Annotated in this window: 15 protein-coding genes, 1 pseudogene and 1 riboswitch; of the genes and pseudogenes, 1 reads left to right on the forward strand and 15 read right to left on the reverse strand. The window is 34.3% G+C overall.

The window, feature by feature from the left end:
* Positions 1-195: 195 nt before the first annotated feature.
* From BCER98_RS09710 to sleB, 13 genes and pseudogenes are all read right to left on the reverse strand, one after another.
* Positions 196-1,431: a cytochrome P450 family protein gene (locus BCER98_RS09710; RefSeq protein ID WP_012094366.1), complete on the reverse strand. Its 1,236-nt coding sequence runs from the start codon at positions 1,429-1,431 to the stop codon at positions 196-198.
* 154 nt (positions 1,432-1,585) lie between these two features.
* On the reverse strand, positions 1,586-1,996 hold the full coding sequence (locus BCER98_RS09715) for a hypothetical protein (RefSeq protein ID WP_012094367.1): 411 nt from the start codon (positions 1,994-1,996) through the stop codon (positions 1,586-1,588).
* A 154-nt stretch (positions 1,997-2,150) separates the two neighbouring features.
* A complete protein-coding gene (locus BCER98_RS09720; RefSeq protein ID WP_012094368.1) occupies positions 2,151-3,155 on the reverse strand; it encodes a DUF1835 domain-containing protein in 1,005 nt (334 codons plus the stop codon).
* A gap of 12 nt (positions 3,156-3,167) precedes the next feature.
* The gene (locus tag BCER98_RS09725) at positions 3,168-3,716 is read right to left on the reverse strand and encodes a DUF6933 domain-containing protein (protein WP_237701327.1); all 549 of its coding nucleotides are present in this window, start codon (positions 3,714-3,716) and stop codon (positions 3,168-3,170) included.
* Between the two features lie 151 nt (positions 3,717-3,867).
* Positions 3,868-4,629, reverse strand: a complete 762-nt coding sequence (locus BCER98_RS09730) for a DUF3959 family protein (protein ID WP_012094370.1) — start codon at positions 4,627-4,629, stop codon at positions 3,868-3,870.
* A gap of 256 nt (positions 4,630-4,885) precedes the next feature.
* Positions 4,886-5,194 carry a hypothetical protein gene (locus BCER98_RS09735; protein ID WP_012094371.1) on the reverse strand — a complete coding sequence of 103 codons (309 nt, stop codon included), beginning with the start codon at positions 5,192-5,194 and terminating at the stop codon, positions 4,886-4,888.
* A gap of 148 nt (positions 5,195-5,342) precedes the next feature.
* Positions 5,343-7,688, reverse strand: coding sequence for a pPIWI_RE module domain-containing protein (locus BCER98_RS09740; RefSeq protein WP_012094372.1), 2,346 nt, complete (start codon positions 7,686-7,688; stop codon positions 5,343-5,345).
* Positions 7,689-7,941: 253 nt separating this feature from the next.
* Complete coding sequence (gene tenA / locus BCER98_RS09745) at positions 7,942-8,625, reverse strand: thiaminase II (RefSeq protein WP_012094373.1); 684 nt, start codon at positions 8,623-8,625, stop codon at positions 7,942-7,944.
* Positions 8,626-8,744: 119 nt separating this feature from the next.
* A riboswitch (TPP riboswitch) is annotated at positions 8,745-8,850 on the reverse strand.
* A gap of 93 nt (positions 8,851-8,943) precedes the next feature.
* Positions 8,944-9,660 (reverse strand): annotated as a pseudogene (locus tag BCER98_RS09750) (sodium:solute symporter family transporter); the annotation flags it as partial.
* 470 nt (positions 9,661-10,130) lie between these two features.
* On the reverse strand, positions 10,131-10,631 hold the full coding sequence (locus BCER98_RS09755) for a GNAT family N-acetyltransferase (RefSeq protein ID WP_012094375.1): 501 nt from the start codon (positions 10,629-10,631) through the stop codon (positions 10,131-10,133).
* A 147-nt stretch (positions 10,632-10,778) separates the two neighbouring features.
* On the reverse strand, positions 10,779-11,372 hold the full coding sequence (locus BCER98_RS09760) for a YhcN/YlaJ family sporulation lipoprotein (protein ID WP_012094376.1): 594 nt from the start codon (positions 11,370-11,372) through the stop codon (positions 10,779-10,781).
* 28 nt (positions 11,373-11,400) lie between these two features.
* Complete coding sequence (gene ypeB / locus BCER98_RS09765; RefSeq protein WP_012094377.1) at positions 11,401-12,741, reverse strand: germination protein YpeB; 1,341 nt, start codon at positions 12,739-12,741, stop codon at positions 11,401-11,403.
* A gap of 15 nt (positions 12,742-12,756) precedes the next feature.
* On the reverse strand, positions 12,757-13,500 hold the full coding sequence (gene sleB, locus BCER98_RS09770) for a spore cortex-lytic enzyme (protein ID WP_012094378.1): 744 nt from the start codon (positions 13,498-13,500) through the stop codon (positions 12,757-12,759).
* Between the two features lie 145 nt (positions 13,501-13,645).
* On the opposite strand from sleB, the gene BCER98_RS09775 reads away from it, so the two are divergent.
* The gene (locus BCER98_RS09775; protein ID WP_012094379.1) at positions 13,646-13,978 is read left to right on the forward strand and encodes a DUF3889 domain-containing protein; all 333 of its coding nucleotides are present in this window, start codon (positions 13,646-13,648) and stop codon (positions 13,976-13,978) included.
* Positions 13,979-14,044: 66 nt separating this feature from the next.
* On the opposite strand, the gene BCER98_RS09780 is transcribed toward BCER98_RS09775, so the two are convergent.
* Together BCER98_RS09780 and BCER98_RS09785 are read right to left on the reverse strand one after the other, a co-directional pair.
* Positions 14,045-14,761: a hypothetical protein gene (locus tag BCER98_RS09780; RefSeq protein ID WP_012094380.1), complete on the reverse strand. Its 717-nt coding sequence runs from the start codon at positions 14,759-14,761 to the stop codon at positions 14,045-14,047.
* A 93-nt stretch (positions 14,762-14,854) separates the two neighbouring features.
* Entirely contained in the window at positions 14,855-15,769 is a 915-nt protein-coding gene (locus BCER98_RS09785) for a serine hydrolase domain-containing protein (protein WP_041810380.1), read from the reverse strand.
* Positions 15,770-15,809: the final 40 nt, after the last annotated feature.

Below are 15,809 nucleotides of genomic sequence, written 5' to 3' on the forward strand. Positions count from 1 at the left end.
ATCACATCCCTCTTATACAAAAATGTACATACTAATCCTATTCAGAAGAAGATTTCGTTTTTTAACGAAGATTTCCTAACAAATAGAATTAGTTGATCATTGGGATGTCTTCACCCTTCCGTTTTAATTTTGATTTACACATACATACTCTATGTAAGTGAAATATGATGTATGCGTGTCTCACATACCTATATTCTAGAAAGTTAATGGTAATTCCTTTAAAGAACGCATTAAATAATTACCTTCCCATTTTATGTCTTCTCTCTTTCCTTTTATTCGTAATCGAGGCATCCGTTTTAACAATGTAGCAATTGCGATTTTTGCTTCTAATCTAGCCAATGGTGCTCCTAAACAAAAATGCCCTCCATGCCCAAAAGCAATATGGCGATTATTTTCCCTTGTAATATTAAATACATCTGGATTTACAAAAACGGTTTCATCCCGATTTGCAGAGGCTAAAGAAATCGTCACCATATCCCCCTTTTGAATCACTTTGTCATGTATGTGAAAAGGTTCAGCTGCCCAGCGTGCTGTTGTAACCTCAACTGGAGAATAGTAACGTAAGCCTTCTTCAATTGCTGAATCAATAAGTTCTGGTCTTTCCTTTAATAACTGCAGTTGATCTGGATTCTCTAATAATGCTAACACTGTATTCGTCATTAAATTTACCGTTGTTTCATGCCCAGCTACAATAAGCAGCATAATCATGGAATAAAGCTCTGCCGCACTCAATTGACCGCCTTCACTTTCAGCTTGTATTAATCTGCTAATTAAGTCTTCTTTTGGCTCTTTTCGTTTTAAATCAACTAAGTATTGTAAATACGTAATAAACTCAGAAAGTTTTTCTTCATTCTCTATTTTTTCTTCTGGTATTTCAGGTGAATCGATAACCGCATGAGACCATATGCGGAATTTTGCTTGATCTTCTTTTGGAATGCCGAGCATTTCACTAATGACTATGATTGGTAATGGGAATGAAAAATCACGAATAAAATGAAAGGAACGCTTCTGTTCAACATGATCTAATAAAGTGTCCGCAATATGTTGAATGCGATTATGTAATTGCGAAATCATTTTAGGAGTAAACGCTTTTTGAACAAGTGCTCGCAAACGGTTATGATCAGGCGGATCTGCATTTAACATATGTTTTGTTAAATAATCACTATTTTCAATCGAAAATAATGATTTTAATTTTTCTTGAGAAAAAATATTTTCTGGATTTTTCTTTAACCGCGAATCTTTTAATAAAGACAATGCATCTTCATATCTTGTAATAAGCCACTCTGTGCCTAACTCCCCTTTATATACGAACAAAATCGGTTGTAATTTACGTGATTCCTTATAGATTTCATACGCATATTCTTTAAATTCAGGAGAAGCTAACTTAATTCCATCCTTAATATTTCGGCCAACTTTGTTTTTTACAGACATCGCACTCCCTCACTCTCATGTTTTATAAAAATCACTCCAACATATGAATTATAACCCATCAAAAGAATGAAAATTATGTTTTTTTGTCAATATATTACTTTGAAACTTGAAAAATAAAAATCAAAGAGAAGAATATTCTCCTCTTTGATTTTTTCTAAGCAAAACACATAAAATTACTAATTTGTTGGTATCGATAGCTTACTTTCCGGCGACGTCCAGCTTGCCACGTATAACCGGATACCCCACCTCTTCTTACTTCAGTTGGGAAAAACCATAAATCTCTTCCAAAAGGGCCAGGACGATGCAATCGTAAGTATCCCCACCTTCCTAAACAATTACACACCCATGATCTAATATTACTGCTTTGTACAGGTGATGCGAATGTCGAAGGTACGGAAGGTGCTTGTGACGGAGGTGGTGACGTCGGCGCATCTTCCGCATCATCAGGTCGGTACTCTTCATAATCACTCTCTCTCGGTTCCATAGCCTCTTCACCATAGCCTTGGTACTGCGAATACATAGTTTGATCATAACCTATACCTGGATAATTCGGGTAGTTATACATATGAAATGTTACCTCCTTTATCTATGTTTCTTTCAACATTCATATGCCATAGGTTACCTAAAGGTAGCTTATATACCGCCCAAATTCATTTTTTAAAACTAAAAAAAGCCTTACTTTTGAAAACATATCCTTCAAAAATAAAGCTCTCATCCTTTTATCTATTTAATTTCACACTATAATAGCGCATTGCTTTTAAGGAACCTTTGGCTTGAAAAATATTTTGTTTTATTAATGTTTGTAAGCGATATTCAAGAAAAACATCCCCGACTAACTGTTTTACACGGCCAAGCACTTCTCCAATTACGTGAGCTGCTTTAGAAAAACCTTTGTCTGCTCCTATTTCTTTTGCACATCGAACTATATATTCATCAAAATAATCTTCTACTACAGAATGAACTGTACCATCTTTCCAAATGCGTAAGAGTGCTGTATTAGTAGATAAAGCGTTCCATTCCTTTGTTAAATCTGCTCGAGCTTCTTCTTTTAAACATTCCTTTTCTTTATATTGTTCAAGAATGACCGCTATATCTTCTGGGGCTAGTTCACCAGTTCCACATATATCATACTCTTTATTCAATAACTCTTTCTGCGCTTCTGAAGCGTCAATTATTCTAATATTTTTCTTATCTTTTAACATAGCAAGTGCAAAGCAAAGCCCTACATGTTCATGAGCATTATCGGCTTTCCAAATTGTAACTGATGTATCTTGCGAAATAGAGCGCATCTCTTCTAATGAAGAAAGAAAGCGCGGTAAATACTCTTCCTCAAAATAGAAATCACCTGTGCTTAAATTGCTAGATAACCATTCTTGCCTAGCAACTTGTCCTTTTCGATCATCTAAGTGAAAAATTGGCCCGACTGAAAAAATATCCGATAATGAAATGACATAATCTTGATGAAACCCTTCCTTTTTTAACGTGTGCTTTAAGCAACCTGCCGACGAATCACCAAATGCAATATGTACATGTTCGCTGTCTTTTATGTGTAATGTAGGCTTTTGTGATTCTATTAATTGTTTTGATATTTCTGCTACCATATGAATCATTTCTTCATCCCGATGTTCCGCTACAAGCTCAAGTTGCAGTAAAACAAGGCGTAACAGTGATTTCACTTCTTCTTCTGACATGTTATCAATAATTTTCCGTAACTGATCTCTCATGCCTTTTCTCCTCTATTCGTTCTTTGACATAATCAAATGTTGATTAAGAGCATCTCTCATCATATCAGCAGGATACTTCGGTATTTTCAACATTACAGTTTTATTTAAATTTTGATTGAGCTTTTCAATATTAATAAAAGGCTTCTGTTTCTCTACTAATTCAGCGTAGAAGTAATGGTCCACCATAAAGACCGCATCATTCATTTGCGAAAGAATACTGCGATTATTTGTTGCTGCATATTGCATCGGTGAGCTACTCTTTACATAATGTTCAATTACTTCTGGTTCGACTCCATCTGATAACAAGTTTGTTACTAAGTTCTTTTGAAATAACGCCTCAAAATTTCGTAAATCCTTTTTCGTTACTCCATAAATGATGAAATGGTACCGCGTCACATTATTCATCACGATTACACATTTCTTACGATTGATTGTAAATAAATTCGCGTGCCAACTATGTAAGTTGTTACTTTCCCTTTGATCTACTTTCTCTGTTTTTAATTCCATCATATCTGCTAGTTTTTTTGTACATTGGATTAATTGCATGTTAATTCCTTTCATGAAACCGTTCCACTCAAAATATAGAGTATCACTTCTTTTTTTATGAAAAGTATAACAGATTTTTTAGTCCTGACTAAAGTAATAATAGTATTTATTCAAATAAAAAAACACAATCCACTCTCTTATAATTGAGAGGGAATTGTGAGTTCAATCAAACATGATACCGATTCCGTCTTCGTTCCATTCTTGTTTGACCTAGTGTTGTCGGCTCTTGTTGTTCATGTTGCGGTTCTTGTTGTATTGCGTGGATATTTTCTTCACGCATTGATTCATATGGACGCTTGTCTTTTGATTGAGTAGGTGTTCTTCCGAATGTTAACATTTTCATTCTCAGTTTCGGTAAACGTGGAATGCGAATGTGAAATGTAGGTCTCATTCGTTTCTTTTTTTGTTTTAATACATTTGGTGTTTCTTGTTTAAACTTATCATTTTTACGACGAAATCCATTTGCGAATAAACCACCTACTAAAAAGCCCGCTATGAGTAATAGTAAATACATTTTTTCTGTTGTGAGTAAATTCATCATGCGTCCTAAAACAGCTAGTGATTGTACTTCTTTTACATCCCATAATAATGCTCCCCATAGCGCAAGTAATCCAAACGTAATTCCATATGTACGGAAGCAAAGAATGGCTGGAAGTAAAGCGATACATGCGGCAATTTTCGCGTTTGCTAGTAACGAGCTCATTGTTACGTATTGATCCCAAATTCCCATTAAGAATGTGATAAATATAGTATAAGCTAGCCAACTACAAACACGAGAACTCGTTTGTTTTGTATAATAACTACCAAAACTCGTAAAAAACAATAATCCACCTAGAATGAGTGATAATGGTAGCGGGATTTGTTTCATAATCCCCGCAACCGGGAACAAACCGCTAAGCAGCATTAACAATACATCAAGCTTCTTCACAATGTTCCACCCCTTTCAAAACTTCTTTCATTTCTATTTTGCAAAGGAAATGTTCTTATTTTATCAGACCATGCCATATAAAAGCATGTTTCATGTTTTCATAACTATTATTCCTAAAAGACATCTTAATCCTGCTTGCATGAAAAGTAAATACAAAAAACAAAATTAGAATTGACAATCGCTCCCCACACTTTTATGAAGAAATGACAAATCCTTGTTTTTGAGACAAATGGGATTTGTCATATGTTTAGAAGTATTATTCGTTATTTTTTAATGATTTTGTTACTTCTGAATACGAAGGGGGTTCTGGATCATCCTTCTTTATTTTTAATCCAATAGATCCCCTTATGATAGCAAATAGAAAAACACCTTGCCACGAAATCGTAATAGACTCCATAAAATAATCAATTGTCATAATGAGAATATATGTTTTTCCTGCATCGAATAGAAACGGAATCCATCCTTTGCTTGTTTGAATCAAATCAAGAGATTTCAAAGCTTTTGGTATATTGTCTACAATGAGTGAAAGTGGAAGATTAGTGAATATATACACGATAAAGAACATAATGAGAGCCTAATTCGATTCATATTGTAGCCCTACTATTTGTAATAACACCAATTCAAGCCATGTAAAACTCAGTAAAAGAATCGCTATGATCCATGTACAGATTACAATCGTCTTTCATTTCTTCATAATTTCTCACCACCTATCCTTATTCATTCTCTATCAGCCAATCTGTATCCAATTCATCACTTGATTGCCATAAGTCAATATCTGTTATATACTTTTTTATTAGTTTTACCATTTGCATCGGAAATGGTATAAATGGACGCTCCCCAGGTATGATGCTCATTTTGCACATATAAGTGATTATTTTAGCAATCTGATCTCGTTCCTCTTGCTTCGCTCCGATTACTACAATTTCTAATATGCGCTGTTCCTTCCATCCCGTATCGTTTAGAGGATAGATATTTACACTATAATACAGTCCGCTTTGGTCCACATATAACTCTGTTTCATCGCACTCCTTTTCTAACGGCACTATATAGTTCGGAACATCATACTGATTGTTAATACGAATGGCTGTTACATTAGAAAGCAATTGGAATTCCTCACTGATATAAGGTAGATCATGTAAGTCCATGTGTTCATTTTGCAAACTTTCAATCCAGTACTCTCTCATACTTGCGTCTATAAGAAAATACACTTGCTTATTTTCCTTTTTAGCTTCTTCTGCGATTGCTGTTAATTCTTCCGTTATATATTTTTTAAATTGAATTCCTATATCATTTCGCTTTGACGGTTGCGGTAAGAACGTTTCGTGTGCACTTACGTTTAAGAGGATAGATGTAAAGTCTCGCCACTCATGACTCCCATATAATTTATATACAATTTCTCCCTCGTTTATTTTGGATAGAATAGGTACAAATTGATTGTTATAGATTTCTTCTATTGATAAACTAACATATGTATGTGATGGATGTATACTCTCCCAGCTTCGTTTACGAAATCCTATCTTTTCTAATAAACTAAAAATGGCTCTTACTATATGTTCCTTCTTTATCTCCTCTCCGTCTAATCGTTCGATAAATTGTGAAATGCGATTTGTCCTTGCAAATGCTTCTCGAATCACTTGTTTCGGATCGATTTTTTCACGACCATCACACTTTTCGACTTCTATTAAAGACAACGATGTTTGAAATGATTGAATTGGTATAGAAGATATTGCTCGGATCACACTTTGGATACGATCTTCTTTATACTTATGACAATAATCCATTCGATATGGGTGCTGTTTAATAATTTTGGGATTATACGTTACGATGTTTAGTATAATTTGCGGTTTAGAATTTAATATATAAGAATGGTTTGCCCTCTTCTCTAAAATTAGTCCTTCTTCAAATAATATTCTTTCTATTTCTGTAAGTCTTTGAAAAGACCATAGTTCTAGTGTGATCTCTTTCATTTCTTCTCTTATATAAAGCGGAAATAACTCATCATTTTGATTTATAGTTACATTTTTACATAGTGGAATATATGTACAATGAGGAAATCGCTGATGAAATGCTTGTAAGAGTACTTCCTTCTCTCTTCTACTGATCCCACGTTTTATTTTCGTACCGGGAACCTTAAAGATATTTTCATCATATATAACAAGTGCTCGTATCCTTTTCCCTTTTATATATTTTTTTGGACTTTGCATAATCTTAACTAAATCTAACTGTTTCTTAAGCATAAAAACATTCTGTAATTCCCGATAAGCTTTGGACCAATTCACTCCAAATCGCGCGTCTTCTATTTTGAGTGTAACAAACTTATCCTTTTCATTATGGCAGTTAGAGACTAGTACAGTTCCTTTTCTTTTTTTCATAATCATATAATTTGCATATTGATTTGCTGTTTGATAAAAACGCCTTTTACCAATAGAAACTTTAAGTAGAAACATATTTTCAATTCCACGGGTGATAAGCTCAAACCGATATATATAAGAAAAATATTCCTTTGTCTTTTTATCCTGAATAGGCTCAGACATCGCTTCACATCTATTTTGCTCTCGAAGCGGGTAAAAAGGAACTTCTTCATATTGCTTATTTCCTATAGATAGATGCAGCGCGCGTTCACAAAACAAATGTGAAATTAATGCTGGTACCCATATATAAAATGTTTTTTTATCATGTAGTAACGACAACTTTGAAATCGCACTAGGTTGCCATTCTAATAAAACTTCTCCAGGCATTTCGGTCGGTTTCCAGTTATGAATATACGCATACCATTGACGACAAATATATTCTAACTGTTCAGAGCTAAGAGGTTTTAAACATATAATCCATAGGCTATCTTCTGCTAACTTATATGGGTCGTGCTCAATGAATAAAATATCCGAAAACATAATATACAATCTTTTATTTAAAAGTTTAAATTTTTTTATTAATTCGTATGGTCTATTGTGCTCTAATAACAAACTTGACCAATGTTTTGGCCACTGCACATAAAATACTGTTTGCTCAAAAAGTGGATCTATTACATCTTTAAAGGCTAACAACTGTATCGTTTCCATAAAGTGAATACTTCCTCTCTTTTTTCGTTATTTTACATAAAATCCAAAATCAATAGACTGTTAAACTTTGAAACAAAATCCAGATTCCCCCCCCTTTTTACTTTTATTATACCATCATTAAAATCCATTTTTTGTTAAAAAACAGTAAAAAAAAGGAGGAGGGTTCTACCTCCTCTTTATCTTTCCTATTTCTCTTTTAATTATATAATTTTTTCATAATATATTATGAAAAATGAAGAAATAAAATGAATATCTACCGGGTTGCTATTTTTTCTTCAACGGGCCATTTCTCTAACGTATAAGCCATCTCCCAGAACGAATATTCATATTGACTACTAATGATAAAATGCTGTTTCATACGTTTACGATCCGACTCTGTTACTGTTTCCGCAATTTGATCTAATCGCATAATTTGTTCTTCTACTAATGTGCGGAACCAATCCGAACCATATGCTGAAATCCATGCTTGGTAAATCGGTTCTTCTGGCTTACACTCTTTAAGACGCTCGCCAATTTCATAATATAGCCAATAACACGGTAAAATGGATGCAATAATATCACCTAAATGCCCTTCATAAGCAGCGCGATACATATGGGATGTATATGCATAAGCTGTCGGTGCTGGAATAAAGGATGCTTTTTCTTCTTCAGTGATTCCTAATTTTTCCGCAAAATTTTCATGCAATGACAATTCTGCTTCATATGTATTTTGTGCATGATGTGCCATGCGAGCTGTCGTTTTCAATTCGATCGCCTTCGCTGCCCCTAATGTTTGTACTCTAGCGAAGTGACTCAAATAGTAGGAATCTTGTAAAACGTAGTAACGAAAGCTAGCTAAATCTAGTGTTCCCTCACCTAGTTCTTTAATAAATGGATGCTCAAAACTCGCTTGCCAAATCGGAGCAACTTCTTGACGTAATAACTGTGAAAATGACATTTATATCCCTCCTCATATATGCTACACTCAGCTAACATCTAACGAAAAAATAGAAATGTACAAAATAAAAGCCACTTCCTTAGTAGGTAAAGAAAGTGGCCTAGATATATAAATATCATATTTTGTCATTTCCACTTCCCTACGCTGGTACGAACCAGATCAGGTACTAAGGGTCTCAAAGATAAACTTTAATCTCAGCCAATATCGGCACCCCTAGTGGATAGATGAGAACTATATAGTTTTGATAGTTATCATAACATAATTTAGAGAATTGTCAATTATCCAAACTTATATAGTATATTGATATAAAAAACATTATTACTGTGCGGCTAACCCAACAGACGAGAATAATACATAGGCACCTAGCATGAATATAATAAGGAAGATTGAAAATACCTTTGCATATTTCCATGGCTTTAAATCAACTTTATTAGCATCGAAAAGTTCAAAGTCTGTTTCTCTTGGTTTTAATTTTCCAATCACTAGCATCACAATTACACATGCTGGGAATAGTACACTAAGAATATATAAGAAATTAATAGATCCTAAAAACACTTTTGAGAGCGCATACAAAATAATATGAAAGACTAAAGCAATTTTCGGAGCACTTGCAGGTACTTTTTTACTAAAAAATCCTACGACAACAGCGGCGATAATTGGTACATTGTAAAAACCAAACATTTCTTGTAAGTAGTTATATAATCCAGAAGGGGCATATAAAATAAATGGTGATACGATAACCGCAATGAGACCGAGTGTAATCGCAAAAATACGTCCTACTTTCACCAACTCTTTTTCGCTTGCTTCTTTCTTGAAAATGGGTTTATAAAAATCCAGTGTGAATAAAGTGATCGAACTATTTAATGCACCGTTAAATGAACTTAAAATAGCACCGAACAATACAGCGGCAAAAAAGCCTGATAATGCGATAGGCAAAATCTTAATTACTAACATCGGATAAGCCATATCAGCATTTTTTAATTGATCGCCAAATAAATGGAAGGCAATGATTCCTGGCAACACTAAATTGATAATACTTCAAATAAGATGATAGCTTCACTTGCAAAATGATGATGGTAATCATCTGGTTTATGCTTTGCTAAATCATTAGAACGGTATTTTAAATAGTGATTTCATTTTCCCCGAAATACATAACAATAAAATCGCTTAAATTAACATATTTTTTCCAATACTACACCTAATTGCATACCAACAAATATATGAGATAAAAACCTTCGATATATTTTTCTTTTTTAAAATGAAAGATTTTGAATCAGTGAAATAATGATAACGAGTGTTGATAAACACCCTAAAGATGTTAAAGTTATAATCTTTCTGTTATTTTGCTTTTTTGAAGGTTTACTTAGTTCATGTGTCACTGCCCCCCATAATAGTATGGATACTAAGGCAATAATACTCATAGACATATTTGGCACACCCTTTCATGAAATATCTTAACTAACAGTTTTAAATGGATTTCCTAAAAAGATCATTTTTTACGCAATTCATTCCTGTTTTTTTATTGATAAGTATAAAATAAGTTGCCTTCCAATTGGTCCCATTTTTCTTTGTCCTCTATCTTCAAAACCAACTTTTAAATATACTTTTTGTGCTGGAATATTTCGTTCGTTTACAGCTAAAACAACTTCATTTATTTCTGGAAAGTACGCTGTGACATATTCTTGTAGTAAACGCAATCCTCTTTTCGCATAGCCTTTTCCTTGCTTTTCATAATCAACTGAAAAAGAAACTAATAATAACGCATTGGGGTTATTTGTATATTCCGTAACTCTTTCTCCCGTTTGAAGTGCAAAAATACCGACTGGAACATCTTGATCTACAATCACAACGACATGTTTTGTAATGTCTTCTTTTGCTTTTTCAAGTAAGTCACTTGGATTCGCTGTAAACTGAACTTGTTCGCTAGGTAAAGTGAATGTTGCGATTTTTTCTTTATATTCCTCTTTGTAAGGAACAAGTTTAATGTTTTCTGTATGTATGCTCATTTTCATTTCCCCATTCTTTCTATTTTATAAACCTCTCCTTTTTCTCTCCTTATTTTTATTAAACCATATATCCCTTTAGTAACAAACTGAATTTTCACTATTTATTTGATAAGAAAAATCCCGCGCTTTCCACACGCGGGATTTTTCTTATCTTTGCAAGTGATGATTCGATTGATCTTTCTGTTCCTTTTTTAACTCATTTTCTTCGTTTTTCGGCAACTGCTTATCATTATCTTTTATTGGATCTGTTTCTTTATTTTCAATCATATCATTTGGCACTTGCGGCATGACACGGCCGACAATGGCGGCAAGTTCATCAAGAATTCCTTCTCCCGCTTTACCATGTCTAATTTGATTTCCCATTTGTTTCAGTCGTTCATACGTATCAACATCTGCGACAACAACCGCATTTGCACCTTTTGGGTCATGCTTTAAGCTTTCCGCGACAGAATATTTAATGGATTCAACGCGAGAACGATCCAACTTTGCCTTAACATCAATACCAACAACAGCATATTTACCGATAACAACAGCCGTTGCATCTCGCACGCCTGGTATACTTGCCGCTAAAGAAGCAAGATGATCCGCCACTTTTTCATTTGGTTTATTATTATCAGTATAGGTCACATTACGCATAGATACATTTCTTTTCTCTGGCTTTTCTCTGGCATTATCTTTTGTCCCTACGCTACAGCCAGCGATAGCGAAACAAATCATCAGCATATATATACACTTTTTCATTCTGTTCACCACTTTTTATTCTTGATGTTTAATCATACATGTGTTCCACAGCTTGCATCTTTTTCACTCTTTCTTCTGTTCCATCATTTGCATTAATAAAGATTTGATACGTATCTTTCCCTAATGTCCCTACAAATTCGTAACAAAGTACTTCTTTATGCAAATCATTTACAACAACCGCTTTACGTTCTTCCATTACCTTCACATCTGGATTGATTTTTTTTCTTGCCTCAGTAGCTGATAATGTTGCGGTTGGAATGGTTCGTTTTTGATGAGATGCTAAATATTCTTTTGCTGAAAAACCAACAATTGATCCATCATCTAATGCAATTTTCATTTGAATAGATTCAGGATAAATCCGCACCCCATTTTCATTTACTACGTACGTAAATACGCCAACATTATCATATTGTGAACTATCATACAGTTCTATATTTGCAAACTTATGATTTTTCAAAAACGCTAACCCTTTATTTCCTGCTTCATTTAAACTAATCTTTTGCTCTTTAATCTCACGGTTATTCATGACCCAAATTGGATATCCACCTTTTCCGGTAATATCCATATAAAACTCATTATTTGTTTTTGGATCTTTAATTTTCACGCTATAAAAAGATTCTTTTGCGCCTTTTCCACTTTTCTCAACTTCCACTTTTTCATTTCCTTTTAAGTTTAAAAATCGTTTTGCGATTTTTACTGCTTCATCTTTTGAAATTGGTTTTCCTTCAGCTTGAAACCCACCTTTTTCTTTTTTCTGCAAACTCGTAAAAGTAGGTCCAAAATTTGTTGAAGCATATGATGTTACATTCTTTTCAACTGTCTTCAGCCCATCGATAATTGTGTTATCGGCTGGATCTTTATTTGATGCAAGCGCAAGCTCTACATCCATCCAGCGTAAATTATTTTTCAATACAAGATGCTGTACTTTGCGAAGTTCATCTTGAATATTCTTTGCATTGGCATATAAACTTTGTAACGTTTTATATTCTTGGTCATTGAGTGGTTCTTTTTCTAAATCACGAACAGCCGTGCGGTAACTAAAGTCACCAATATTCGCCAGAAATTCTTCTGTTTTATTAAAGGGTAATAAGGTTAAAGGAAGCTGTCCAACATCTGATCGTGCTTCAGATGTAAGACGCCATACATCCGCCAGTGCTGGCGATAAAGAAGAGCGTGAATTCATCGCTAGAGTTGTTCCAATTTTATCGTGTAATAAATCGACCTCGTATGCTAAATCATGGAATGCTCGCTGATAACTGTTCTCTGCTCGAATCAATACCGCATTCTTCTCTTGATGCTCTTTATAGCCCCAATATCCTGTCCCCACGACACCAATTGTTAATAGTACAATGATAATACCTCGTAACATCTTTCCACCTCCGCTCTATTTACAGAAAATATGTTTACCAATTTTTTTGATTTGTGGACGACTCCAAATCCACTTACTCGTTGCAGTATCTGGATTGAAATAATAAAGAGCATTTCCAGTTGGATCCCAGCCATTTATCGCATCTAATACTGCTTTTTTCGCCGTTTCATTCGGCGTTAAATAAATTTGTCCGTCTGCGACTGCTGTAAAGGCACGCGGTTCAAAAATAACACCCGAAACTGTGTTAGGAAACGATGGACTCGTTACACGGTTCAAAATTACCGCTGCAACTGCAACTTGTCCGATATACGGCTCTCCTCTTGCTTCACCATAGACCGCATTGGCCATTAATTGAATATCATTTTGAGAATAACCATTTGGAACATTGGTTCCTTTGTTTTGCGCCGGCTTACTACTTTGTCCGCCGCCACCAGTCGATTTCTCATATTTGGTTGCTTTTATAAGCATTTGTTTTGTTTTTGGCCCCGCTAGCCCATCAACCTTTAACCCAAATTTTTGCTGAAAGTTTCGCAGTGCCCAATATGTACCCCACCCAAATACACCATCGACTTTTCCTGTATAATATCCGTTATATTTCAGGCGTGATTGCAATTCGATGACATCTTCCCCAGATGCGCCTCTTTGAATGACTTGATTAGAAAAGGCCTGTACATTTTTTGTTTGTTCACTACTTACGATGATGGATATACCAATCAATACAAGTAAAAGGAGTATTTTTAAAATACTGATTTTACGCATATATTTCCCTCCTTAAAGACAGTAATGAATTCATAGTTATGTTTTGTAAACGGAGCGCTTTTATGTAAAGAATACAAAAAAATCTACAGTTATATGTTTTTTGTTCTATGCAAACAATAGAAAAAAAATAAAAAGGAGTTTATTTATGAAACGACTTTGCACATATTTCATTTTAAGTATTGTACTTTTATTGACATCTTTTCATACATACGATGGATTATCTATCGTTCATGCACAGCCGTCCTATGCAAAATGGGGAAAACTAGCAGTAGAAAAAACGAAAGAAAAATATCCGAAAGCAAAGATTGTTGATTATCTTCATATCGGTAGAAAGCCACAGACTGTTCATGTGACCGTCGAAAAGTTTAAACTTTGGTTGCGTGAGAATGGAAAAGAATATGGTGTTTTTGTTCATATAGAATTTGAGACGAAAACAGAGAAACTTTTGAGGATCACCTTTCAAAAAACGAGTAGGTAAAACGAATCTTCATTAACAAATAATGTATATGCATTTAAAAAAGGAAACCTTACGAGGTTTCCTTTTTTACTTTGTCAGCTGCAAAGCTTTCCTATACTCATGTCTCTTTTCTAACGTCTGTTTCGCATATTCTGCAGTTAATATGTAGTCTACAGGAATATTTTGGAGTAAATGTTGTTTAGCATTTGGAAGCAAAATGGTAATATCCTCTATAACAATCTTATTATTTTCAATAGTTTTATTAAATGATTGAACTCTTCTTGCAACTTCCGCTAATTTTTCCATATGCTCAGAATTGTTTAGGTCTAAAAAGCTATTACTTTGAAACACTCCGGTAACATACATCTTCTGATTTTTCTTTTTGATTTCTTTCTCAGTTTTTTTATCAAAAACAGTATCTCCCGTCTGAATTTGAAGAAACGTAAATCGTGTATGATCGCCTGTTTCTTCATAATATGTATGGAATTTCTCCTGCACATCATTTGCTTGTTTCTTTACCTTATAGTTATCATTCTTTACTTTAGGAGAAAAATCCCCCTCAAAATCGAGTTGAAATTGCACGTGCGGTTCATCAACTTGCTGCACATAAGCGGTACGAAGATCTGGACCAAAAAAATCCTTTCCGTTCCCGTGTGTTTCAACTCGATTTAATTTAACGGAAATTCCGTATTCTGCTTTCGCGTAATCTTGTGCTTTTGTTTCAATTTCATCATTTGATATATCACATGCTGCGAATAGGAATACACTACACATCATGCTACCCATTAATTTCTTTCTTTTCATATTTCATCTCCCTCTAGTTCTACTGTATCGTATATGAGCAACATCGTAAATAAAATTTTAAGTAGCGGGAGTTGTACTCTAGCCATCGCTCTTCTATACATATAGATTTTCTTGCAAATGAGCAACAAACTGTTTTAACGGAACTAATCCACGCTTTGGCATCTTACTGCTTATAACAGCAACAAGTTCTAATTTGGGAACAACAAATATATATTGTCCTCCGTATCCCATTGCAAAATATATACAGTACGGTATGTGAAATCTTTTGTAATCTACAATCCACCAATGATATCCATACGCTCCCACATGCTCATATGTTTGATAACGCGGAATCGTTGATTCTTTTATCCAGCTTGATGATACAATCTGTTTCCCATTCCAAATCCCTTCTTTTAAACATAAAATTCCTAATTTCAATAAGTCTTCGCTTTTCATTTTCATGCCAAATCCACCAACATAAATTCCTTGTGGATCTTGTTGCCATTCATACTCAGTAATCTCTAAAGGATCGAATACATATCGTTTTGCAAACTCCGCTGTTGTCATTCCCGTTGCGATTTGTAAAATATAACTTAACAAATGAGAGGATCCTGAATTATAGTTCATTTTTGTCCCTGGCGCTTCTACGAGTGGGCGTTGTAAAACGTATGTAATCCAATGGTCCGATTCAACAAAATCATTTGGAAATACAACGCCATCCCCAAATTCTTTCCACTCCTCTCCAGTTGTCATAGTTAATACATGATAAAGCGTTAATTGTTGCTTATCTTTTGGGACATGTTCAACCCACTGTCTTATCGGAATATGTATACCCTCTATATATCCTTTATCAATTGCTATACCAATTAAGAGAGACAAAATACTTTTTGTAATAGAATTTATTTTATATACATGATTTTCATTTTCTTTTTCCTTGTAATACTTTGTTATGTATTCACCTTTTTGATATATAAGAAATGCATGTACTTTCTTATGCCGAAATACATCCTCCAGTTTACAAAAGTCCACCATCTGTCCCTCCACATATATATTTTTATTCTTACTATTC

Origin of the sequence: Bacillus cytotoxicus NVH 391-98 (assembly GCF_000017425.1) — a bacterium.
Classification (GTDB): domain Bacteria; phylum Bacillota; class Bacilli; order Bacillales; family Bacillaceae_G; genus Bacillus_A; species Bacillus_A cytotoxicus.